Origin of the sequence: Longimicrobium sp. (assembly GCA_036377595.1) — a bacterium.
Lineage (GTDB): Bacteria > Gemmatimonadota > Gemmatimonadetes > Longimicrobiales > Longimicrobiaceae > Longimicrobium.
The window spans coordinates 1-22319 of the sequence record DASUYB010000024.1 but is presented as its reverse complement, the minus strand read 5'-3'; the positions used below and the strand labels follow the sequence as shown (position 1 = coordinate 22319).

Annotated in this window: 22 protein-coding genes; 17 read left to right on the top strand and 5 right to left on the bottom strand. The window is 71.1% G+C overall.

Going from position 1 to position 22319, the window contains the following annotated elements:
• The 9 genes from VF092_04060 to VF092_04020 all read left to right on the top strand — a co-directional run.
• Window positions 1–1543 (top strand): hypothetical protein (locus tag VF092_04060; GenBank protein HEX6746466.1); only part of this gene is annotated, 1543 nt, incomplete at its 5' end.
• Window positions 1544–1546: 3 nt separating this feature from the next.
• Window positions 1547–2920, top strand: a complete 1374-nt coding sequence (locus VF092_04055; GenBank protein HEX6746465.1) for a RagB/SusD family nutrient uptake outer membrane protein — start codon at window positions 1547–1549, stop codon at window positions 2918–2920.
• Between the two features lie 22 nt (window positions 2921–2942).
• Entirely contained in the window at window positions 2943–3179 is a 237-nt protein-coding gene (locus tag VF092_04050) for a hypothetical protein (GenBank protein HEX6746464.1), read from the top strand.
• Window positions 3164–4522, top strand: coding sequence for an amidohydrolase family protein (locus VF092_04045; GenBank protein HEX6746463.1), 1359 nt, complete (start codon window positions 3164–3166; stop codon window positions 4520–4522). Before VF092_04050 ends, VF092_04045 begins: the two co-directional genes overlap by 16 nt.
• Complete coding sequence (locus VF092_04040; GenBank protein HEX6746462.1) at window positions 4519–5229, top strand: methyltransferase domain-containing protein; 711 nt, start codon at window positions 4519–4521, stop codon at window positions 5227–5229. Before VF092_04045 ends, VF092_04040 begins: the two co-directional genes overlap by 4 nt.
• Window positions 5230–5304: 75 nt before the next feature.
• A complete protein-coding gene (locus VF092_04035; protein HEX6746461.1) occupies window positions 5305–6498 on the top strand; it encodes an NAD(P)/FAD-dependent oxidoreductase in 1194 nt (397 codons plus the stop codon).
• A gap of 219 nt (window positions 6499–6717) precedes the next feature.
• Window positions 6718–7335 carry a cyclase family protein gene (locus tag VF092_04030; GenBank protein HEX6746460.1) on the top strand — a complete coding sequence of 206 codons (618 nt, stop codon included), beginning with the start codon at window positions 6718–6720 and terminating at the stop codon, window positions 7333–7335.
• The gene (locus tag VF092_04025; GenBank protein ID HEX6746459.1) at window positions 7335–8183 is read left to right on the top strand and encodes an MBL fold metallo-hydrolase; all 849 of its coding nucleotides are present in this window, start codon (window positions 7335–7337) and stop codon (window positions 8181–8183) included. Before VF092_04030 ends, VF092_04025 begins: the two co-directional genes overlap by 1 nt.
• A gap of 3 nt (window positions 8184–8186) precedes the next feature.
• Window positions 8187–9755, top strand: a complete 1569-nt coding sequence (locus VF092_04020) for a M20/M25/M40 family metallo-hydrolase (protein HEX6746458.1) — start codon at window positions 8187–8189, stop codon at window positions 9753–9755.
• A 90-nt stretch (window positions 9756–9845) separates the two neighbouring features.
• Here the strand turns inward: VF092_04020 and VF092_04015 are convergent, their stop codons facing one another.
• The 3 genes from VF092_04015 to VF092_04005 all read right to left on the bottom strand — a co-directional run bounded on the left by VF092_04015 (window position 9846) and on the right by VF092_04005 (window position 12371).
• Window positions 9846–11102, bottom strand: a complete 1257-nt coding sequence (locus tag VF092_04015; protein HEX6746457.1) for a patatin-like phospholipase family protein — start codon at window positions 11100–11102, stop codon at window positions 9846–9848.
• 100 nt (window positions 11103–11202) lie between these two features.
• A complete protein-coding gene (locus tag VF092_04010) occupies window positions 11203–11865 on the bottom strand; it encodes a phasin family protein (GenBank protein HEX6746456.1) in 663 nt (220 codons plus the stop codon).
• A gap of 53 nt (window positions 11866–11918) precedes the next feature.
• Window positions 11919–12371: a polyhydroxyalkanoate synthesis regulator DNA-binding domain-containing protein gene (locus VF092_04005; GenBank protein ID HEX6746455.1), complete on the bottom strand. Its 453-nt coding sequence runs from the start codon at window positions 12369–12371 to the stop codon at window positions 11919–11921.
• 257 nt (window positions 12372–12628) lie between these two features.
• Between VF092_04005 and VF092_04000 the strand changes: the two genes are divergently transcribed.
• Entirely contained in the window at window positions 12629–13117 is a 489-nt protein-coding gene (locus VF092_04000) for a hypothetical protein (protein HEX6746454.1), read from the top strand.
• A 2-nt stretch (window positions 13118–13119) separates the two neighbouring features.
• Window positions 13120–13488 (top strand): hypothetical protein, encoded by a 369-nt coding sequence (locus VF092_03995; protein HEX6746453.1) that lies wholly within the window; start codon window positions 13120–13122, stop codon window positions 13486–13488.
• 107 nt (window positions 13489–13595) lie between these two features.
• Here VF092_03995 and VF092_03990 read toward each other — a convergent pair whose 3' ends face one another.
• Window positions 13596–14654, bottom strand: a complete 1059-nt coding sequence (locus VF092_03990; GenBank protein ID HEX6746452.1) for a hypothetical protein — start codon at window positions 14652–14654, stop codon at window positions 13596–13598.
• A 222-nt stretch (window positions 14655–14876) separates the two neighbouring features.
• Here VF092_03990 and VF092_03985 point away from each other — a divergent pair, with 222 nt between their 5' ends.
• Window positions 14877–16178 carry an Nramp family divalent metal transporter gene (locus VF092_03985; protein HEX6746451.1) on the top strand — a complete coding sequence of 434 codons (1302 nt, stop codon included), beginning with the start codon at window positions 14877–14879 and terminating at the stop codon, window positions 16176–16178.
• A 90-nt stretch (window positions 16179–16268) separates the two neighbouring features.
• Complete coding sequence (locus VF092_03980) at window positions 16269–16586, top strand: hypothetical protein (protein HEX6746450.1); 318 nt, start codon at window positions 16269–16271, stop codon at window positions 16584–16586.
• 4 nt (window positions 16587–16590) lie between these two features.
• Here VF092_03980 and VF092_03975 read toward each other — a convergent pair whose 3' ends face one another.
• On the bottom strand, window positions 16591–18642 hold the full coding sequence (locus VF092_03975) for a thioredoxin domain-containing protein (GenBank protein HEX6746449.1): 2052 nt from the start codon (window positions 18640–18642) through the stop codon (window positions 16591–16593).
• Between the two features lie 315 nt (window positions 18643–18957).
• Between VF092_03975 and VF092_03970 the strand changes: the two genes are divergently transcribed.
• From VF092_03970 to VF092_03955, 4 genes are all read left to right on the top strand, one after another.
• The gene (locus tag VF092_03970) at window positions 18958–19245 is read left to right on the top strand and encodes a type II toxin-antitoxin system Phd/YefM family antitoxin (protein HEX6746448.1); all 288 of its coding nucleotides are present in this window, start codon (window positions 18958–18960) and stop codon (window positions 19243–19245) included.
• Complete coding sequence (locus tag VF092_03965) at window positions 19242–19562, top strand: type II toxin-antitoxin system RelE/ParE family toxin (GenBank protein ID HEX6746447.1); 321 nt, start codon at window positions 19242–19244, stop codon at window positions 19560–19562. The genes VF092_03970 and VF092_03965 overlap by 4 nt, the downstream gene beginning before the upstream one ends.
• Before the next feature lie 107 nt (window positions 19563–19669).
• Entirely contained in the window at window positions 19670–21181 is a 1512-nt protein-coding gene (locus VF092_03960) for an RNase adapter RapZ (GenBank protein ID HEX6746446.1), read from the top strand.
• A gap of 16 nt (window positions 21182–21197) precedes the next feature.
• A complete protein-coding gene (locus VF092_03955) occupies window positions 21198–21944 on the top strand; it encodes a nucleotidyltransferase family protein (GenBank protein ID HEX6746445.1) in 747 nt (248 codons plus the stop codon).
• Window positions 21945–22319 lie beyond the last annotated feature (375 nt).

Here is a 22319-nt window from a genome sequence, read left to right as displayed (position 1 = left end):
CCAGGACAACGGGCTCCTCTTCCCGGCCGAGCTGCAGTTCATGGCCGCCGACCCGCAGCCCGGCGCGTCGATCCTGGCCAACAGCCACAACCTGAACCTGAACGGCAACGCCAACCTGGTGCACACCTGGAACCCGCGCGCCGGGACCACGCTGACCAGCTCGGCGGGGTTCCAGTACGAGGACCGTGACCTGAACATCCACCGCGTGGTCACCCGCTCGCTGGTGGCGGGGCAGGGGAACATCAACTCGGGCCCCAGCTCCACCATCTTCCAGACGCGCGAGCGGGTGCGCGACTTCGGCGTGTACCTGCAGGAGGAGTTCCTGGCGCTCGACAACCGCCTGCTGCTGACCGGCAGCCTGCGCGGCGACCGCAGCAGCGCCAACGGCGACCCCGGGCACTACTTCCTGTATCCCAAGGCCAGCGCCAGCTACCGCTTCCCCGGCCTGGCGAGCTGGCTGGACGACCTGAAGCTGCGCGCGGCGTACGGCGAGAGCGGCAACCAGCCGCTGTACGGCAGCAAGTTCACCGTGCTCGACGCCACCAACAGCATCCAGGGGAACGGCGGCGTGGTGCTGGGCGCCACGGCCGGCGCCAGCGACATCCGCCCCGAGCGGCAGAAGGAGATCGAGGGCGGCTTCGACGCCACCTTCCTGGGCGGGCGCGCGCAGCTCGAGGCCACGGTGTACCAGAAGCGGATCAGCGACATGATCCTGCGCCGCACCCTGGCGCCCAGCACCGGCTTCACCACCCAGATCTTCAACGGCGGCGAGCTGGTCAACCGCGGGCTCGAGCTCTCGCTGGCGGCCACGCCGCTCGACCGGCAGAGCTTCACCTGGAACTCGCGCACCACCTTCTACACCAACAAGGCGACCATCGAGAACCTCCCCGTTCCCGCGTTCAACACCGGCGCCTTCAATTCCACGGCGCTGGGCGTGTTCCGCATCCAGGAGGGGCGCTCGGCCACCCAGATCGTGGGCCGCAACGGGCTGAACTCGAGCGGCGTGCCCATCGAGGAGCAGCTCGGCGACGCCACGCCCAAGTGGCGGATGGGCTTCAGCAACGAGCTGCGCGCGGGCGCCTTCAGCCTCTACGGGCTGGTGGACTGGCAGCACGGCGGGAGCGTGATCAACCTCACCCGCCTGCTGTACGACGCGGTGGGCAACTCGCCCGACTTCGCGCTGCCTTCGGGCGTCGCCAGCCCGCGCGACGTGCCCGACTGCCAGCCCAACTGCTCGGGGCTGGAGCGCGTCAGCGGCTTCGGCGTGTACACGCAGCAGTACATCGAGGACGCCAGCTACGTGAAGCTGCGCGAGGTGTCGCTGTCGTGGGACCTGCCGGCCAGCGCGCTGTCGCGCATCCCGGGGCGGGTGCACAACGCGCGGCTCACGCTGAGCGGGCGCAACCTGGCCACCTGGACCGACTACAGCGGCCTGGACCCCGAGGTCAGCAACTTCGGCAACCAGCAGATCGCGCGCAGCGTGGACGTGGCGCCGTTCCCGCCCAGCCGCAGCTTCTGGCTCACCATCAACCTGGGGCTCTGAGCCATGACCCGATTCCACTACACGCGGAGGACGATCGCCGCGGGCGTGCTGGGGGCGGCCCTGGCGCTGGGCGCCTGCAGCGGCTCGGACCTCGACATCCCTCAGTACAACAACCCCAGCATCGAGGAGCTGGAGAACAACCCCACGCCCGAGGGGATCAAGGCGGCGGCGGTGGGGATGCAGATCAACGCCAAGGCCAACATCACCGACCGCACCGGCTACGTGTCGCTGCTGGGGATCGTGGGGCGCGAGTCGTACACGCTCGACGTCTCCGACCCGCGCTACATCTCCGAGCTGCTGGTGGGCCCGGTGACCAACAGCGGCGCGTTCGGGGCCGGCCTGTGGACCACGCGCTACGCCGACGTGCGGCTGGGCAACATCATCCTGCACGCGCTCGACGTGGTGCAGGGGATGACCGACCCGCAGAAGGCGGCGGTGCGCGGGTTCGTGAAGACCATGCAGGCGTACGATCTGCTGCTGGTGATCAACACCCGCGACGTGAACGGGGCGCCGATCGACGTCGACCGGCCGCTGAACGGCGACTTGGCGCCCATCGCCCCCAAGGCGGCGGTGTTCGCGCAGATCGTGGCGCTGCTCGACGCGGGTCGCACCGACCTGCAGGCGGGGGGCTCGTCCTTCCCCTTCCCGCTCAGCAGCGGCTACGCCGGGTTCGACACGCCCGCGAACTTCATCAAGTTCAACCGGGCGCTGAAGGCGCGGGTGGACGCGTACATGCAGAACTACACCGCGGCCATCACCGACCTGAACGCCTCGTTCGTCAGCACCGCCTCGCCGCTGACGCTGGGGGTGTACAACACCTACGGCAGCGGGAGCGACGCGCCGAACGAGCTGGCCAACCCGGTGATCTTCGCGCACCCGTCGATCGTGACCGACGCCGAGCACAAGCCCGACGCCACCCTCGACAACCGGGTGCTGACCAAGATCAAGACGGTGGACCCGCGCACGGTCTCGGGCGTGGGGAGCGACAAGGCGTTCACCATGTACGAGAGCAACACCTCGCCGGTGCCGATCATCCGCAACGAGGAGCTGATCCTGCTGCGGGCCGAGGCGCGCTGGTTCACGGGCGACAAGCCCGGCGCCACGGCGGACCTGAACTTCATCCGCACCACCTCGGGCGGGCTGGCGGCCATCGCGCAGCCGGCCAGCGACGCGGCGTTCATCACCGCGCTGCTGAGGCAGCGCCGGTACTCGCTGCTGTTCGAGGGCGGGCACCGGTGGATCGACTCGCGGCGCTTCGGCCGGCTGACGGACCTGCCGCTCGACCAGCCGTCGCACATCCGCATCGCGGCCTTCCAGGTGCCGCTGTCGGAGTGCGACGCACGCAGCCTCCCGTCTCCCTGCACCGCCACCCCGTGACGGCCGCATAGACGAGGGGTCGATGGACGAAGCCGCCGCTCCGGTTCTCCGGGGCGGCGGCTTCTTTTCATCCCCAAATCTTGAAAAAGATGGGCTCACGCAGGGTTGGCAGAGTCAGCAGTTGAACAGCTGTTCTCTGCTGACTCTGCTAACCCTGCGTGAGACCCTTCTGTTTTTTCATCGTCGCCGCGCCTTAGAATTGCAGACGCGAGCGGCATTCGAGGAACGTGAACGGGACGGGAGATGGCGGAGCGAGTGACGATCTGGCGGGCGGCGTGGGTGCTGCCCGTGGCCACGGAGCCGGTGCGCGACGGGGCGGTGATGGTGGGCGCCGACGGCCGCATCGCCGCCGTGGGCCCGCGCGCGGCCATCGAGCCGCCCGAGGGCGCGGAGGTCGTCGAGCTGGGCGAGGCGGCGCTCCTCCCCGGGCTGGTGAACGTCCACGCGCACCCCGAGCTCTCCATCTTCCGCGGCGCGCTCGAGGACCTGCGCTTCCGCGACTGGATCCTCCGCCTCGTGGGGACGAAGCGCGCGGTGCTGTGCGACGGGGATTACGAGGTGGCCGCGCGGTGGACACTGGTCGAGTGCCTGCGGGCGGGGATGACGACCGTCGCCGCGACCGAATCCTCCGCCGCGTCGCTCGGCGCGCTGCGCGAGGCGGGGATGCGCGGCATCGTCTACCGCGAGCTCTTCGGCCCCGATCCCCGCGTCGCCGACGAGTCGATGGCCGACCTCCGCGCGGCAGTCGACCGCATGCGCGCGGAGGAGACGGATCTGGTGCGCGTCGGCATCTCCCCGCACGCGCCGTACACCGTCTCCGACGCGCTCTTCGCCGCGGCGGGGCGGTACGCGCGCGACGAACGGCTTCCCATCGCCATCCATGCCGGCGAGTCCGTCCCCGAGCGCGAGCTGGTGACGCGCGGCGAGGGCGACTTTGCGCCGGGGCTGCGCGCGCGCGACATCGCCACGCCGCCGCGGGGGCAGACCACGATGGAGATGCTGGACCGGCTGGGCGTCTTGGCCGCGCGCCCGCTCCTCATCCACTGCGTGCTGCTGGAGTACGACGACGTGGTCCGCCTGGTCGACAACGGCTGCGCCGTCGCCCACTGCCCCGTCGCCAACGCGAAGCTGGGGCACGGCATCGCGCCCTATCCCGAGCTGCGCGAGGCGGGGGTGCGGGTGGGGCTGGGGACCGATTCCGTCGGCAGCAACAACCGGCTGGACCTGCTGGAGGAGGCGCGGATCGCCTCGCTCCTGCACCGTGGCCGCCTCGCGTCGTACGGCTTCCTCGCCCCCGCCGACCTGCTGCGGCTGGTGACGATCGACGGCGCGCGGGCGCTGGGGATGGAGGAGCGCATCGGCACGCTGGAGCCGGGGAAGGACGCGGATCTCTGCGCCGTCTCGCTCGCGGCGCCGCACGTGCGGCCGGTGCACGACCCGGTGGCGGCGCTTTTCCACGCCGCGCGGGGTACCGACGTGGTGATGACGGCGGTGCGCGGCCGCGTGCTCTACCGCGACGGCCGCGTGACGACGCTGGACGAGGCGGCGCTGGCGGAGGCGATCGACGATTCCGCCCGCCGCGTGCGCGAGGCGCTGGCGTGAGCGCGCTGCCGCGGATGGCGGGCGCGGAGCTGATGGACGAGCCCGCGCAGGATCGCACGGAGCTCGCCAAGTCGCTCGACGACCTACGGGCGGTGAACCGGTGGCTGGGCGGCACGCGCGTCGTCCTGCACCACCTCGCCGACCTGGTCGCCCGCCACCCGCGCGAGGCGTACCGCATCCTCGACGTCGGCACCGGCTCGGGCGACATCCCGCTGGAGATCGCCCGGTGGGCGCGCGGGGAGGAGGTGCAGGTGCACGTCGTGGCGACGGACAACCACGCGACCACGCTCGCCTTCGCGCGTGAGCACACCGCCGCGGAGCCGGTCGTGCAGGTGGAGGCGGCGGACGCGCTGCGGCTGCCGTACGCGGACGGCTCGTTCGACTTCGTGCTGCTGTCCACCGCCCTGCACCACTTCGACGACGAGCGCGACTGCATCCGCGTGCTGCGCGAGATGCACCGCGTGTCGCGCATCGCCTTCGTGGTGAACGACCTGGCGCGGTCGCGCGCGGCGCTGCTGGGCGCGCGGCTCCTCGCCGCGACGTTCTGGCGCAGGCACCCGGTCACGCGCCACGACGGCCCGCTCTCCGTCCGCCGCTCGTTCACCCCCGACGAGCTGCGGGCGCTGGCGGCGCGCGCCGGCTTCGCGAACGGCCGCGTGCGGGCGCACTTCCCGTTCAGACTGTCGCTGGTGGTAGAGCGGGAGTAGACGAGGCCGGCATTCGCACAGGCGCGCCCGTTCGATGCGCCTGCAGGATCGGCGTCTGATCGCGAGATTGAGGAGATGAGCACTCCGCGCGAATCACGCGAGGTGGTGGTGGTGGGCGGCGGGCCGGCGGGCTCGGCGACGGCCGCGTGGCTGGCGGATGCCGGCCACGACGTGCTGCTGCTGGACCGCGCCCGCTTCCCGCGCCGCAAGCCGTGCGCGGAGTGCGTGAACCCCGCCGGCGTCGACGCGCTCGGCCGCCTCGGCGCGTGGGACGCGGTGCAGGCGGCCGGCCCCGCACGCCTCGACGGCTGGCGCATCGGCGCGCTCGGCGGCCGCGCGTTCGACGGCGGCTTCGGCGACGTGCACGGCATCGGCATCCCCCGCGAGACGCTTGATGACATCCTTCTGCGCCACGCCGAGTCGCGCGGCGCGGAGGCACGCACGGGCGTCAGGGTGATGGACCTGCTGCGCGACCGCACCGGCCGCGTCACTGGCGTGCGGGTGCAGGGGGATGATGGAGATGCGGAGATCACCGCGCGCCTCGTCGTCGGCGCGGACGGGCTGCGCTCGGTGGTGCTGCGGCGATTGAACCTGCTCCGCCGCCGCCCGAGGCTGCGAAAGCTCGCGCTCACCGCGCACGTGACGGGCTTCGACGACGCCCCCGCGCGCGGCGAGGTGCACGTGAGCGGCCCCGGCGCCTGCCTCGGCATCGCCCCCGTCGGCGGCGGCCTGGCGAACGTGACGGTGGTGGTCCCCGAGTCCCGTGCGAAAGAGGTCGCGGGCGATGCAGAGGCCTTCTTCGACGCAGCGTTGGTGCGCTACGGCTTCTCCCACGTCCGCCGCGTGGACGAGGTGATCGCCACGGGCCCGTTCGACTGCCCGATCCGCTCCGCCGTGGCCGACGGCGCGCTGCTGGTGGGCGACGCGGCGGGTTACTACGATCCGTTCACCGGCCAGGGGATCTACCGCGCCCTCCGCGGCGGCGAGCTCGCCGCCGAGACCGCGCACGCCGCCCTCCGCGCGGGCGACACCTCCGCGCGGGCGCTGGCGCCGTACGAGTGCGCCCGCCGCGCCGCGTTCGGCCCGGGCGAGCGGATGCAGCGCATTGTCGAGGGATTCGTCTCGAGGCCGCGGCTGCTGGGTGCGGTGGCGCGCCGCTTCACCGCCCGTCCCGCCCTCGCCGACGCCGTCATCCGCGTGACCGGAGACGTGAGCCCCGTCACCTCGCTCTTCACCCCCCGCTTCTGGACCGGGCTGGTGCTGGGGTGATCCAGCAGGCGCCAGACTTGCCCGGACGAATGAAGAATTCGCGGCAACAACAGCACGAAGTCGCTGCGCGACTGCAGCCGCGGCATTCGGCCGATGAGCGGCGCCCGCGCTGAGTTCTCCCCTCCCCTGCGAAGCGGGGGAGGGGCCGGGGGAGGGGGCCAGTCTGTGGCCGCGCAAACGTCTGCATCGGGATGGAATGGTGACTCGCGATCTCCGTAGATGCGCATCCACGACGTGAGCCGGCCCGTGCGCGCGGGGATGCCGGTGTGGCCGGGCGACGCGCCGTGCCGCGTGGGGTGGACGGCGTCCATCGCCCGTGACGGGGCGAACGCGGCCGAGCTGTGCATGAGCCCGCACACGGGAACGCACGCCGACGGCCCATACCACGTGCTGGAGCACGGCGCCCGCATCGGCGAGGTCGCGCTGGACGCGTTCGTCGGGCCCGCGCAGGTGGTGGATGCGTCGTCCGTCGCGGACGTCAGCGCGGCGTGGCTGGACGCGCGTCTCCCCGGCGGGTGCGAGCGCGTGCTGCTGCGCACCGGCGCGTGGCGCGATCCCGACACGTTCCCCGCGTCGTGGACGGCGCTGGCGGTGGATGCGGCGCGGCTCCTCGTCGATCGCGGCGTGCGGCTGCTGGGGACGGACGCGCCGTCGCCGGACGCGCGGGAGGCGCACGATCTGCCCGTGCACCGCGTCCTGCTCGGCGCGGGCGTCGCCATCGTCGAGAACCTGCTGCTGGACGGCGTCGCGCCGGGCGCGTACGAGCTGATCGCACTGCCGCTGCGACTGGCGGAGGCGGACTCGTCGCCCGTTCGCGCGGTGCTGGTGGAGCGCTGATGGAGGCGATCCGCTGGCTGCTGGCGCCCAACCCCAGCGCGATGACGCTGGACGGCACGCGCACCTTCATCGTCGGCCGCGCGCGCCCGGCGGTGATCGATCCCGGCCCGGACGATCCCGCGCACCTCCGCGCCATCCTCGACGCGCTCGGCGGCGCATCTCCCGCCGCCATCCTCCTCACCCACGCGCACGCGGACCACACCGCCGCCGCTCCCGCGCTCGCCGCGACCACGGGCGCGCCGGTGATGATCGCGCCCGGGATGGCCCCTCATCCCCCCCGGCCCCCCTTCTCCCGAGCTGCAGGAGAAGGGGAGAGAACCGAAAGCGATCTCGTCTCCCGCTGGCTGGCGGAGGGGGACGAGATCGAGACAGACGCGGGCGCGCTCACCGTCGTCCACACGCCGGGGCACGCGCCGGATCACGTCGCGTTCCATCACCCCACATCGGGCGCGTTGTTCGTCGGCGACACCTTCATGGGCGGCCTGGACACCACGCTCGTCTCGCCGCCGGAGGGCGACCTGCGGGCGTATCTCCGCTCGCTGGACCGCATCGCATCTCTATCTCCATCCATCCTTTATCCCGCCCACGGCCCGCCGATCGAGGACGCCGCGGAGGCGGTCGCGCGCTACCGGCGCCACCGCGAGGAGCGGATCGCGCAGGTGGTCCACGCATTGCGGGCCGCCGGGCCGCAGCGCACGGGCGAGATGATCGACGCGGTGTACGGCGCCGCGCTGGACCCGCGCCTCCGGTTGGCCGCGGAGGGGTCGCTGCACGCCATCCTCGGCTACCTCCAGGCGGAGGGCCGCGCCCGCGCGCTCGGCGACGGACGCTACATCCTGACGGATTGATCGATGACGGAACCGAACGACGCCGCGCTGCGGGCCGCGCTCGCCGCGGTGCGCCCGAAGACGGTGGACGCGCACCTCCGCTTCCTCTCGCACCCGCTGCTGGAGGGGCGCGCGCCGGGCACCCGCGGCGGGACGATCGCGATGGAGTACATCGCCGCGCAGTTGGAGCGGATGGGCGCGGAGCCGGTGAACCACTCGTGGCTGCAGCCGGTGCCGATGCTGGGGATGGACCCGCATCCCCATCTCACGCTGGAGACGCCCGCCGGCCCGTCCATGCCCGCGTACAAGGACGAGTACGTGCTGGAGGCCGGCATCCCCCAGCCCGAGGTGGAGGTCGACGCGGAGCTGGTGTTCGTGGGCTACGGCATCACCGCGCCGGAGTACGGGTGGGACGACTTCAAGGACGTGGACGTGCGCGGCAAGGTGCTGCTGGTGCGCGTGAACGATCCCGGCACGGAAGCCACGCCCGGGTTCTTCGGCGGGAAGGCGCTGACGTACTACGGGCGGTGGACCTACAAGTACGAGGAGGCGTCGCGGCGCGGGGCGGCGGGGGTGCTCCTGATCCACACCGACGCGTCCGCCGGCTACGGCTGGAACGTGGTGAAGACGTCCAACACCGGCGAGCAGTTCGACCTGGCGGGCGACCCCGAGTTCCCGCTGCGGGTGCGGGGATGGATCTCGCAGCCGGCCATCCGCCGCGCGCTGGAGTCGGCCGGGCACGACCTCGACGCGCTCACCGCCGCGTCCGAGTCGAAGGACTTCCGGCCGGTGGAGACGGGGATCCGCGTCCGCGCGCGCGTGATCAGCGAGCTTCGGCAGGTGGAGACGGCGAACGTGGTCGGCTTCCTCCCCGGGAGCGACGCCGCGCGGCTGAACGAGGCTGTCATCCTGTCCGCGCACTACGACCACCTCGGCGTCCGCACCGGCGACGGCGGCGAGCGGCTGGTCTACCACGGCGCGTACGACAATGCCAGCGGCGTCGCGCTGCTGCTGACGGTGGCCGAGGCGCTGGCGTCCGCGCCGGAGCGTCCGCCGCGGCCGTTCCTGGTCGTCGCCACCACGGCGGAGGAGAGCGGGCTGCTGGGCGCGGAATGGTACGCGCGGCACCCGCTGTATCCGCTGTCCACCACCGCGGCGGTCATCAACGTGGACGGCGCCAACCTGTGGGGGACGACGGAGGACATCGCCCCCATCGGCGCCGACCGCTCCGAGCTGGGCGCGATGGTGCGCGACGCCGCGCGGGCGGAGGGGATGGAGGTGGCGCCCGAGCAGCACCCCGAGCAGGGTCTGTTCTTCCGGCAGGACCACTTCCCGTTCGCGCGAGCCGGCGTTCCCGCGCTGGCGATGGACCACGGGCTGCGCTACGTCGGCCGGCCGGAGGGATGGGGACAGGAGCGCTACGACGAGTTCAACACGCACCACTATCACCAGCCCAGCGATGCGTATCGCCCCGACTTCGACTACGGCGGCGCGGTGCAGCAGGGCCGGGTGATGCTGCGCACCGCGTGGGCCGCCGCATCGTCCGGCGCGCTCCCGCAGTGGGCGCCGGGAAGCGAGTTCCGGCGCGCGTAATCTCACGCGGAGACGCGGAGGCGCGGAGGACCGAACTGAGTTCTCCGCGCCTCCGCGTCTCCGCGTGAGACTTTCGTCTTTTTTCGAAGACTACGCCGCCGAGCGCTCCAGGCGGTCCAGCACCTCGCCCAAGCGGTCGAGCGCGCCGCGGATCTCGCCCAGCACGCCGCTGCGGCTGGGGCGCTCGTCGTCATCGAACAGCGTGCGGCGCGGGTCGTCCAGCACCTCGCGGCGGAGCGACATCCCCCGCGGCTCCAGCTTTTCCGCCAGCTCGTCGGCGTGCTCGCGCAGGTAGGCCAGCGTGCTGGCGTACGCGTGCTCGCACACGTCGTGGCGGTTGGACACGCTGAAGATGTTGGAGAAGAACATCCGGTGGTCGCTCAGCTCCGGCTCCACCAGGATCACGTCCGCGCCGGGATAGGTGTGCGCGTAGCTGCGGAACCCCGTCCCCATCCGCGAATGGATCGCCGTGCGGAAGGTCTGCGACAGAACCGCCGGCAGCCCGTAGTCCGTCAGGCTCTTCGCCTTCCTCCCGTTCCCGTTCGGCGGCGGACCCTTGCCGTGCGCGCGGTCCTCCTGCGCGTGCACGTCGACGGGAACGATCGGGTTCACGCAGAAGAGCAGGTCCGCGCCCTCGTCCAGCGCGGCGCTGGCGTTCAGCGTGCGCCGCGCCACGCCGTCGATGTACGCCTCGCCGTCGATCTCCACCGGGCAGTAGAAGCCGGGGAGCGCGATGCTGGCCTGCACCGCGCGCGAGATGGGGACGTGGTCCTGCCCCGGCCCGCCGAACGTCACCAGCTCCGAGGTGTCGAGCCTGACGGCGACGACGCGCAGCTTTCCGCGCAGCCGGCGGAAGTCGTTGGTGCGCCCGCCGGTGGAGAACACGCCCGCCAGGTAGCGCTCCATCGGCGCGCTGTCGAAGATCCCCACGGGCGCCAGCGCACCGAACTCCAGCAGCGAGCCGAACACCGACATGTCGAGGGGATTGCGGATGCGGCGCCGCACCCATCGCCCCACCATCCCGGGCACGCGGGCGGCGCGCCGGACGTACTCGCGCAGCGCGGGGGTGAAGAGGAGGTTGGGATCGAGGTCGAGGCCGGCGCCTGCGCGGGAGAGGATGGCGCGGGAAAGGGTGCGGGGGGGGATGCCGTTGGCCAGGAGCGAGGTGATGACCGCCCCCGAGCTGACGCCCACGTAGACGTCCGCCCGGGTGAAGTCCAGCCCCCGGATGGCGTCCTGCAGGGCGCAGAGCACGCCCACCTCGTAGAAGCCGCCCTCCAGCACCCCGCCGGCCAGTGCCAGCCCGATCTTCTTCCGTCCCCCGGAGCTGCGTACGACGTCGTTCATCTGGGTCTCAGGTACCGCGCAGGAGAAAGGGGTGCGGCCGCGCGAGGATGGTCCTCCCGCGCCCGTACCCCGGGCACCCATGCAGGGAGCGTGCGCCCGCTCAGGCGTCGTACACCACGGTGTCCTGCACCGTGCCGTCCTTGCGGTGCACCACCAGCTCCGCCGGGCGATGGTTCCCCGCCAGCGCGCGGGCGGCCTCGAGCGCCTCGTCCTTGGTGGCGTGCACGCTCACCGCGCGCTCGGCGCCCTTCTTCTCCACCGCCCATCCCTCCTCGCGGGCCACGACGGAGTAGACGGCCACCTGCGCCCGCTCCAGCCGGGTGATCAGGCCGGTCACCCGCTCGGCCAGCGCCTCGACCTGCGCGGTCAGCTTGTGCACCTCGGCGCGGGTAGGCACGCCCAGCTTGCGGAGCGCCTCCACCATCGGGTCCACCACGGTGCTCTCCACCTTCTCCGCCACCGCGTCCTGGCGCTCTCCCACGTCCTTCTTCAGCTCGTCCCAGCGGGCGCGGCCGCGCTTCTCCAGCCCCTCGCCGCGCTTGACCAGCGACTCGCCCTGCTTCACCAGCGAGCCGTAGAACGCGCTCCCCTGGTCCTCGGCCGTGGCCAGCGCGCCCAACCCGGCCAGCCATACCTCGCGGCCGCGCGTGGTCACGCCGTCGGCGATCTCCTTCGGCAGCTTCACCACGCGGTCGGCCACGTTCCTAGGCAGGTCGCCCAGACGCAGGATGCCCGTGGTGCGCTTCGTCGTCCTGGTGCTCATCGTCCCCGATCTCCGTCCCCTGGATGTGGACCAGCCAGCCTTCGCGAAAACCCTCAGCCCCGCGGCTCGCGCTCGCGGGCGCTTTCTCCCTGCTCCTCCAGCACGCGGTTGAGCGTGGCCTCGAGCTGCGCCAGCTGCTCGCGGAGCTGCCTGAGCTCCTGCGTCTGCGGGCCCTGCAGCACCCGCGAGATGCGCCCCAGCGAGCCCTCCACCAGTTCCTCCACCCCGTGCTTCACCTGCCCCACGCCGGACTCGATCGCCTTCCCGCTCTTGCGCAGGAGATCGTGGAGAAGGTCGGAGCCCAGCAGCCCGCGGCCGCGCTTCCCCTCCTCCAGCACCACCTGCGTGAGCGTCTGGGCGGTGATGTCCTCGCCCGTGACGTTGTCCACCACCTCCACCGTCTCGCCGCCGCGGATGATGGCGGCGATCTGCTCGAGCGACACGTACTCGCTCGCCTGCACGTCGTAGAGCTTCCGGTTGCCGTACCGCTTGATCACTCGCGCCATTGTCATTTCCCCGGGTTCGCGCCTGCGCTGGAGATACGATAACGCAGTGCGTCATGGACGTCAAGCATCCTGACGCACCGCGTCTTCGGGGGAGGATCCTGGCGTGTCCTTCCCGCCCCGCTCGGGGGCGGTGTCAGACAGCGCGTAGGGACTGTAACACACGTCAACGTTTCCAAACGCAACACTTGACCGGTGGAACGCAAAGGCGCATCATAGGCGTCCTCTTCATCTAGATCCAACGCCGAGCGGACCGATGCATGCCACGCCCCCTGCTTCTGTATTCGACCAATACGCTGCTGGCGTACTCGATCGCGGAGCGGTTCTACGCCGGTGTGCACTATGCGTGGTGCAGCCCCCTGTACGACGGGGTGAAGGCCGCGGCGCACATCAACATCCCGCCCAGCGCCAGCCCCGCGGAGATCTACCGCATCTACGCCGAGGACGCGCGCCGCGGGGAGCTGCACAGCGCCCTGTTCGAACGCAATCGCGACGGCATCAAGACTGGAGCAAAAATGAAGCGGGTAGCCGGCCTGATCACGGAAGCCGAGCAGATCGAGTTCGGGGAGATGGTCGCGCGCGCCACGCCCTATGATTTGCGGCCCGTTCTCTACATTATTCCGTACGATCGCGTGGCGGAGAGGGTCATCACCGTGCCGGTGCGCGATCGCGCACATCCTCTCTCGGTGGAGTTCCGGATCGAGGAGCTGCCGCGCGACTGCTTCGACATGATCGAGCTGAGGAGCTGAGCATGTTCGAGTATCTCGACGACGTGGATGAGACGACGCTGACCTTCGTCGTCTACGAGGCCACTCTCCTCCTCTACGAGCGGGAGCGCCATCGTGGGCCGGGACCGCGTTTTCCCGAGCTGCGAGGCAGCACGGCGGATCCCACCGGCCAGATCACGAAAATCGTGCACCGCATCCTCGCAGACATCGAAGACGAGGAGAGGATGCCGTTCACCGAGCTGCCGTCCGAGCTCTACGGCAAGTATCTCCGCATTCTCAGCAGCATTGCGCGTGATCGTGACCGATTGGCTCACCCTCCCGATCCGGAGATCCAGAGACGCGCCGAGCAGTTCCTGGAGGAGATGCGGCGCGCATACCCTTACGCGGCCTAACCCCTGGAAATCGTACGGCAACACGCGGAGGAGCCGGCGGTCGCGCGACCGCCGGCTCCTCTGCGTTCAACCATCTTTGTCGCGCGTCGCCGTGTCCCGAAGCGACGTCACCGCCCCGGCGGGCACTGGTTGGCGGCGAGCGTGACCATCTGCCCGTCCTTCCAGTAGTAGCTCGTGCCGCCGTGCGTCACCGCGTCCTGCGGGAGGGTGCAGCCGCGCGGGCGGCGCGGGTTCACGGGGGCGCCGCGAAGGCGCACCCGGGCCGCGTCGAAGTCGAAGCGGTGCGACGCGCCCGAGCCCAGCAGCACCAGCGTGGCGCCGCGCAGCTTGTCGCCGTTGGACGTGAGCGCGACCACGCGATCCAGTTTGCCGTCCGCGTCCACGTCCCCCAGCCGCACCCACCAGGCGCGGCCGCTGCCGAACCCCGGCTCCACCTCCAGCGGATGCAGCGGCGCCGCGCCCGCCAGCCCGAACGAGTCCGGGCGCATGGTGATGCGGCAGGCGATCTCCATCTCCGTCGACAGGTGCCATCCCGGCGCGGCCGAGGCGACGAGCGCGCCCAGCCCCGACGTGTCCTCGACCGCGGTGGGGATCTTCGCGGTGAAGGGATCTTCCGAGCACGAGAAGTGGCGGCGCATCGCCACGTCGCCGCGCGCGTCGGCGAGGCGGCGCATGGCCGTGCGGTTCAGCCGCGCGTAGGCGGCGCGCGCGGAAGTGTCGATCGCGAACAGCGGCACGTCGGCCGTCGAGCGGCGCCAGATGTAATCGCCGAAGCGCAGGGTGCCCGCGGCGCTGTCGACCCCCGCCGTCTCGCGGTCGTCGAACCAGCGGAAGGCCACGCTGTCGCCCTTCATCTCCCACGTGCCGAAGCGCCCGCGTGCCCACCCGGTGCGATGGAGATAGCAGAGCACCCGCGCCTGCACGTAGTACTCCGCGCGCCCGTCGGCGAGGATGGCCAGGTAGCCGCCGGTGGCCCACGACTGCAGCGGCATGGTGTCGTTGCAGTCGGCCCAGGTGGTGGACGGGCGGATCATCGACGGCAGCGTTCGCCCCTCCACCCGCTCCAGCTCCCACAACCCCACGGGCGTGGTCTGCGCGGCGGCGGGCGCGGCAATCCCCCAGGCGGCGAGCAGCGCGGCGGCGTTGCGAAGGATGTGGCGCGGCATGGTGGGATGGGGAAAAAGATGTACACGCGGGCGAGGGAGACACAGATTAGCACGCGTCGGGCGCGGCGCAAAGCGTTTCCGGAGGCGCGTCGGACATTCTGTGATCGCGAGCGGATCCGGCCGCGTTCGCCCCACACGCCGTCATCCGGCTCCGGACGCCGGACGGAGCGGAGATCGCCGTAAGTTCATCCCACGCCGACGCTTCCCCATCCCCGCCCCGAGATGAGCACCACGGCCGCACCTCCTCCGCACCGCATGGACCCGCCTGCGCCGGTCCGCGGCGTCCGGGGGTTCCTGAAGAAGCTGGGGCCCGGGCTCATCACCGGCGCCGCGGACGACGACCCGTCGGGGGTGGCGACGTACTCCGCCGCCGGCGCGCAGTTCGGCTTCGCGCTGCTTTGGACTGCGCCCGTGGTGCTGCCGCTGATGGCCGCGGTGCAGCTGATGTGCGCGCGCATCGGCATGGTGGCCGGACAGGGTCTCGCCGGCGTGCTGCGCTCCTACTATCCGCGCTGGGTGCTCTGGTTCTCCTGCGCCCTCCTGCTCGTGGCCAACACGGTGAACATCGGCGCGGACCTGGGCGCCATGGCCGCGGTGGCGTCGATGCTGACGGGCGCGCCGGCGGCGGTGTTCGCGCCGCTGTTCGCCGCGCTGATCCTGGGGCTGCTGGTGTTCGCCTCGTATCCGGTGATGGCGCGCGTCTTCAAGTGGCTCACGCTCGTCCTCTTCGCCTACGTGGGCGCCGCCTTCCTCGCGCGGCCGCACTGGGGCGAGGTGCTGCACGCCACCGTCGTCCCGCACCTCGCCTTCGACCGCGACGTGGTGCTCACGCTGGTGGCCATCCTCGGCACCACCATCTCCCCCTATCTCTTCTTCTGGCAGGCGGACGAGGAGGTCGAGGAGGAGAAGGCACGCGGGCGGACGACCATCGCCTCGCGGCGGGGCGCATCCCCGCGCGCCATCCGCGCCGCGCGGGTGGACGTGCTCACGGGGATGACCATCTCCGTCGTCATCTTCTACTTCATCGTGCTGACCACGGGCGCCACGCTGCACGCCGCCGGGCAGACGCAGATCGCCACCGCCGAGCAGGCCGCGCAGGCGCTGCGCCCCCTGGCCGGCGCCGGGGCCGCGCTCCTGTTCTCGCTGGGGATCATCGGCACGGGGATGCTGGGGGTGCCGGTGCTGGCCGGCTCCGCCGCGCTGGCCATCGCCGAGGCGGAAAGCTGGAACGCGGGGATGAGCGAGAAGCCGCGCCGCGCCATCCGCTTCTACGCGGTGATGGCGGTTTCGCTGCTGGCGGGGATGGTGATGCTGCGGACCGGCGTCCCCGCCATCCGCATGCTCTTCTGGGCCGCGGTGGTGAACGGCGTGCTGGCGCCGCCGCTCATCTTCGTCATCCTCGTGGTCTGCAACGACCGCCGGGTGATGGGCGAGTGGCGCAACACGCGCGCGCTCAACGTCCTCGGCGCGCTCGCCGGGCTGGCGATGACGGCCGCGGCGGTCGCCCTCCTCGCGTTTCTGTAGATGGAGATGGAGGAGCGAAGAGGATTGACCGTCCGACGACGGCGTCCACAAGTTGCAGCCGCCTGTTTCCCTCTCCCGTGATTCGATGCGATGACCGACAATGCACCGGTGCAGCACCCGGCCGAGTTCCGGCGCCTCTGCGCCGAGGCGGTGGAGCGCTTCCGCGCGCTCGACGCGGCGGACGCCAGCGAGCGCGGGCGGATGATCCCTGAGCTGCGCGCGCTGCTGGTGCGGATCGACGAGCAGGTCGACGAGCTCGACATCACCCTCCCCGGCTTCGCGCGCGAGCAGGGGTGGCTGGTCGATGCGTCCTCCGCGCTGCAGTCGATCGACATGGACCGCGGCGGGCCGCACGTGCACCGCTACGTCGCGCGCGCCATCGCCGACATCGAGCGCGTCTCCGCGTGAGGCATCAGATCGCCAGCTGCCGCGCGAGCTCGTCGGGATCGCTCACCGGCTGCCTGCACGCCAGCCGCTCGCAGACGTACGCCGTCGCGCGCCCGCCCAGTGCCGTGCGGTCGCGGAGCAGGGGGATGAGGTCGTCGGCGCCGTCATCGCCATCGCGCTTCCCCGCCAGCACCGCGTTCGGCAGGTAGATGCGGGACGCGGTGCGGACGAGGGCGCGCGTCTCGTCCGATGATGGATTGCCTATGATCGCGATCTCCACCGGCGCGGCGAGGCTGAAGTCCAGCGCGCAGAGGAGGTGGCCGAAGCCGAGCGGCACGCGCGCCATGTATTCCGCCATCCCCCCCAGCACCCGCTCCGCCACCTCGCGGTAGCGCGCCTCGCCGGTGAGCTCGCCCAGCCGCAGCAGCGCCATCACCGCCGCGGAGTTGCCGGACGGCGTGGCATTGTCGAACACGTCGCGCGGGCGCACGACCAGTTGCTCCGCGTCCGACGCGGTGTCGTAGAAGATTCCCTCGTCCTCCGCCCAGAACCGCGCGAGCATGTCGTCCGCCAGCGACCGCGCCTCGCGCACCCAGCGCGCGTCCCACGTGGCCTCGTAGACGGCGATCAGCGCGTCCACCAGCAGCGCGTGGTCCTCCAGGAACGCGGGGATCTTCGCGCGCCCCTCCTTGTACGTCCGCAGCAGCCGCCCCTCCGGCCGCAGCGCCGTGGTGAGGAACTCCGCGCTGCGCACGGCGATCGACCGCCAGTCCTCGCGCTCGAAGACGCGCGCCGCCTCGGCGAACGCGTGCAGCATCATCGCGTTCCACGAGGTCAGCACCTTGTCGTCCAGCCCCGGCCAGACGCGTTTCGCCCGCGCCTCGTACAGCACCTGCCGCCCGCGCTCGACCACCGCGCGCAACCGCTCCGGCGCCACCCCCGCCGCCGCGGCGACGTCGTCCATCGCGCGCGCGGTGTGGAGGATGTTCCTCCCCTCGAAGTTCCCCGCCTCGCTCACGTCGTAGTAGCGGCGGAAGAGCGGGCCGTCGTCCGAGCCGAGGAGCTCGTCCACCTCGGCGGGCGTCCAGAGGTAGAACTTGCCCTCCTCGCCCTCGCTGTCCGCGTCCAGCGCGCTGTAGAAGCCGCCCTCCGGCGACGTCATCTCCCGCTCCACCCACCCGAACGTCTCCTCCACCACGCGGCGGTGCGCGTCGTCGTGCGTCGCCTGCCACGCGTGGAGATACGTGCGGGTGAGCAGGGCGTTGTCGTACAGCATCTTCTCGAAGTGCGGCACCAGCCACTGCGCGTCCACGCTGTACCGCGCGAAGCCGCCGCCCACGTGGTCGTACATCCCGCCGTCGGCCATCTTCCGCAGCGTGACGTCCGCCATCCGCAGCGCCTCCTCCTCGCCCGTCCGTTTCCACTGGCGGAGGAGGAACTCGAGGATCATGGCCTGCGGGAACTTGGGCGCGCCGCCGAACCCGCCCCAGCGCGGATCGAACCGCGCGGCGAGCGACGCGTACGCCGCATCCGGCACTGCCCCGTCCACCGCGGACGGCGATTCGGCGTGGACGGCGCCCGACTGCGCCAGCGCGTCGCGCATCGCCCCGGCGCTGCGCTCGACGTCCGCGCGCCGCTCGCGCCACGCTTCGGCCACCGCGCGCAGCACCTGGCGGAACGACGGCATCCCGTAGCGCGGCTCGGGCGGGTAGTAGGTGCCGCCGTAGAACGGCTCACCGCGCGGGGTGAGGAACATCGTCATCGGCCAGCCGCCGTGCCCGGTCATCTGCTGCACCGCGGTCATGTAGATGGAGTCGACATCGGGCCGCTCCTCGCGGTCCACCTTCACGTTGACGAACAGCTCGTTCATCAGCGCCACGGTCTCGGCGTTCTCGAACGACTCGCGCTCCATCACGTGGCACCAGTGGCACGCCGAGTAGCCGACGGAGAGGAGGATCGGCCGGTCCTCCGCGCGCGCCCGCTCCAGCGCCTCGGCACCCCACGGATACCAGTCCACGGGATTGTGCGCGTGCTGCAGCAGGTACGGGCTCGTCTCGTTCGCCAGACGGTTCGGCATCTCCATCTCCCCGCAGGTTCATCAGTCAGCGGCGGCAACGTGCCACCTGCATGCCGCCGCCGCAACCGCAGCCATCAGTTGAAAGAACGTCAGCGCTCGAAGTGTGCGAGTGGCCTGAAGCGATCGCTGGGCTTGCCTTGTAGAAGCAGGAATTACAGTTGCGTCTTTTGTCCGATTTGGCCACAAAAATACACTCTTGCGCCCTGAACGGTTGTCGTTTACCATGTGCGCCTCTTGTGGGCAGGGGGAGGCTTGACGGCGGTGAAGGCGGTGAGCATCTTGTTAGCAGGAAATTCACTGCGAACGAGGTGCTCCATGATCAGCCTGCACGACATCTACTCGCTCACCGAGTTCCAGCGCAACACGCGCGAACACCTGGCGCGCCTCCGCGAAACGGGGCGGCCGTCGGTGCTCACCGTCAACGGGCGGGCCGAGCTGGTGGTGCAGGATGCGGCCAGCTACCAGGCGTTCCTCGACATGGTCGAGCGCGCCGAGGCCATCCTCGCGGTGCGCGAAGGGCTGGAGTCCGTCGAGCGCGGCGAGGGCCGCCCTGCCCGCGAGGCCATCGACGCCATCCGCAAACGAACACGGAGCGCTGATTGATCTACTACGGGGTGATCGTCCAGCCGCGGGCGGAGCGCGACATCGAGCAGGCGTACCGGTTTCGCGCAAGGCAGAACCGGGCCGCCGCCGACCGCTGGCTGGACGAGATCCTCGTGGGGATCGAGTCGCTGGAAGAAATGCCTTCGCGGTGCCCGGTGGCGCCCGAGTCGGCGTACGTCGACCGGGAGGTGCGGCACCTGATCCACCGCGAGCACCGGATCATCTTCCTGGTGCAGGAGCGGCACGTGCGGGTGCTGACGGTGCGGCACGCCGCGCGGAAACCGCTCCGCCGCATTCCGCAGCTTCCCCGCGCCTGACGGCGGAATGTGCACGCCGCGCCGGTGCCCGCTGACGGCACCGGCGTTGCGTGCTATCTTGTGCTCCCGTTTTCGGTTCCGTGGCACTCCACGCAGGGCGGTTCTCCGTGCAGCAGACCTTCCGTCGCCTGTTCAGGCAGAAGTTCGGCAAGAACCCCGTCTCCATCCTGCCGCTGGAGGGCGACGGCTCGCAGCGCGCCATGTACCGCCTGGTGGGCGACGGGATGGAGACGGCCATCGGCGTGGTGGGCCCCGACCGCGAGGAGAACCGCGCCTTCCTCTCGTACACGGCCGCCTTCCGCTCCATCGGCCTTCCCGTTCCCGAGGTCTATGGGGTCGACGAGAAGGCGGGGCTGTACCTGGAGGAGGACCTCGGCGAGACCACGCTGTTCGACGGGCTGTCGCTCGCCCGCAAGGAGGACGGCTCCAGCGCCTTCCCGGCGGCGATGATCCCCGTCTACCAGCGCATCCTGGAGCTGCTGCCGCGCTTCCAGGTGGAGGGCGGGAAGGCGGTGGACTATTCCGTGGCGTACCCGCGCGCGGCGTTCGACCGCCAGTCGATCCTGTGGGACCTGAACTACTTCAAGTACCATTTCCTGAAGCTGGCGCACGTCCCGTTCAACGAGGCACGGCTGGAGAAGGACTTCCGCCGCTTCGCCACCTTCCTGCTGGGCGCCGACACGCGCCACTTCCTGTACCGCGACTTCCAGAGCCGCAACATCATGCTGCGCGACGGCGAGCCGTGGTTCATCGACTACCAGGGCGGCCGGCGAGGCGCGCTGCAGTACGACGTGGCGTCGCTCCTCATCGACCCCAAGGCGGGGGTGCCCGAGGAACTGCGCGAGGAGCTGCTGGAGCACTACCTCGACTCTCTCGCCGCGTATCTGCCCAACGTCGACCGCACGCGCTTCCGCCAGCACTTCCGCGGCTACGTGCTCGTGCGGATCATGCAGGCCATGGGCGCGTACGGATACCGCGGCTTCTACGAGCGCAAGCCGCGCTTCCTGCAGAGCGTGCCGCAGGCCATCCGCAACATCGAGCGCATCCTGCAGACGGGCTTCATCCCCGTGGAGCTCCCCGAGCTGCGCGCGGTGTTCGAGCGCATCTGCGCGTCGGGGCCGCTGCGGAAGTCGCAGCCCAAGGCGCCGCCGGGGCTGACGGTGCAGGTGGGCAGCTTCAGCTACAAGGGCGGCTACCCCGACGACAGCGGCGGCCATGGCGGCGGGTTCGTCTTCGACTGCCGGGCCATCCACAACCCGGGACGCTACTCCGAGTACTCGCCGCTGTGCGGGTGCGACGAGCCGGTGGTCAACTTCCTGGCGGCGATGCCCGAGGTGGAGGAGTTCTGGGAGAACGTCCGCGGGCTGATCGACAACTCGGTGGGGGTGTACCTGCTGCGCGGCTTCACCTCGCTCTCCGTGTGGTTCGGATGCACGGGCGGGCAGCACCGCTCGGTGTACTTCGCCAACCGGCTGGCGGAGCACCTGAGGACGCAGTTCCCCTCCGTCAACGTGGTCGTCAGCCACCGCGAGGAGGGGAACTGGCCGGCCAACCGCCCGCAGCCGGAGGAGTCCGAGGCGGAGGCGGAGCAGCCCGAGCACGCGGGCGCGGCGCGGTAGATCGGCCGTGGACGCGATGATCCTGGCGGCGGGGCTGGGGACGCGCCTCCGCCCGCTCACCGACCGCACGCCCAAGCCGCTGATCCCCGTCGGCGGCGTGCCGATGCTGGAGCGCGTGGCCCGCCGACTGATCGCCGCGGGGGCGGACCGGCTGATCGTCAACACCTCGCACCTGGGCGAGCAGGTGGAGGCGTTCCTGCGCGAGCGCGACGGCTTCGGCGTGGAGTGGCATCTCTCCCCCGAGCCCGGCGAGCCGCTGGAGACGGGCGGGGCCATCCTGAGGGCCGAGTCTCTCTTCCGCCGCGACGCGCCCTTCTTCCTGCACAACTCCGACATCCTGAGCGACGTCCCGCTCGCGGCGATGTACCGCGCGCACGAGCTCTCCCCCGCGCTGGCCACGCTGGCGGTGATGGAGCGCGACACCGCGCGGCACCTGCTGTTCGACGACCGCGGGCTGCTCGGGCGTACGGACGCGAAGAAGAACCTCGACCTGCGCGTGCGCGACGCAGCCGGCCCGGTGCGCAAGCTCGCGTTCGGGGGGATCCACGTGATCTCGCCGCGGATCTTCGAGCTGCTGACGGAGCGCGGCGCGTTCTCCATCCTCGATCCCTACCTGCGGCTGGCGGCAACGGGGGAGACGATCCTCCCGTTCCGCGTGGACGACTACACGTGGATCGACATCGGCCGCCCGGAGCAGCTCGAGGCGGCGCACGCGCGCGTGGCGGAGCTGCGGGAGCCGTCGGCCGGGAGGCCGGGCGAATAAATTCGCGGCAACAACCACACGAAGTCCCCCTGCGGGGACTACCGACTCTCGTGCCGCCGAGTGTGTGGTGCGCGCGACGAACTCCGGTCGCGCCTCTTCGATACTCGTCGCGCGCGCCGGAACCGCGGCCACACCGTCGGTTGTAGTCCGCGAAGGCGGACTTCGTGTGGTTGTTGCAGCGAATTCATTCGCCCCTCCTTCTGGCGGATGGCAGGACGATCGACGGAGATGCGGGGTGTCTCGTTGATTTAGAAAAGTCCGGGGTTTGGTTGATTTAGAAATGTCCGGCGAAAGGTTCCTTGCTTGCGCCAGGGATGATCGGGCGCGGGTTTGTTGGGTTTGGAAGTTGTTTGATCCCTCTTCTCCCGAGGAGGA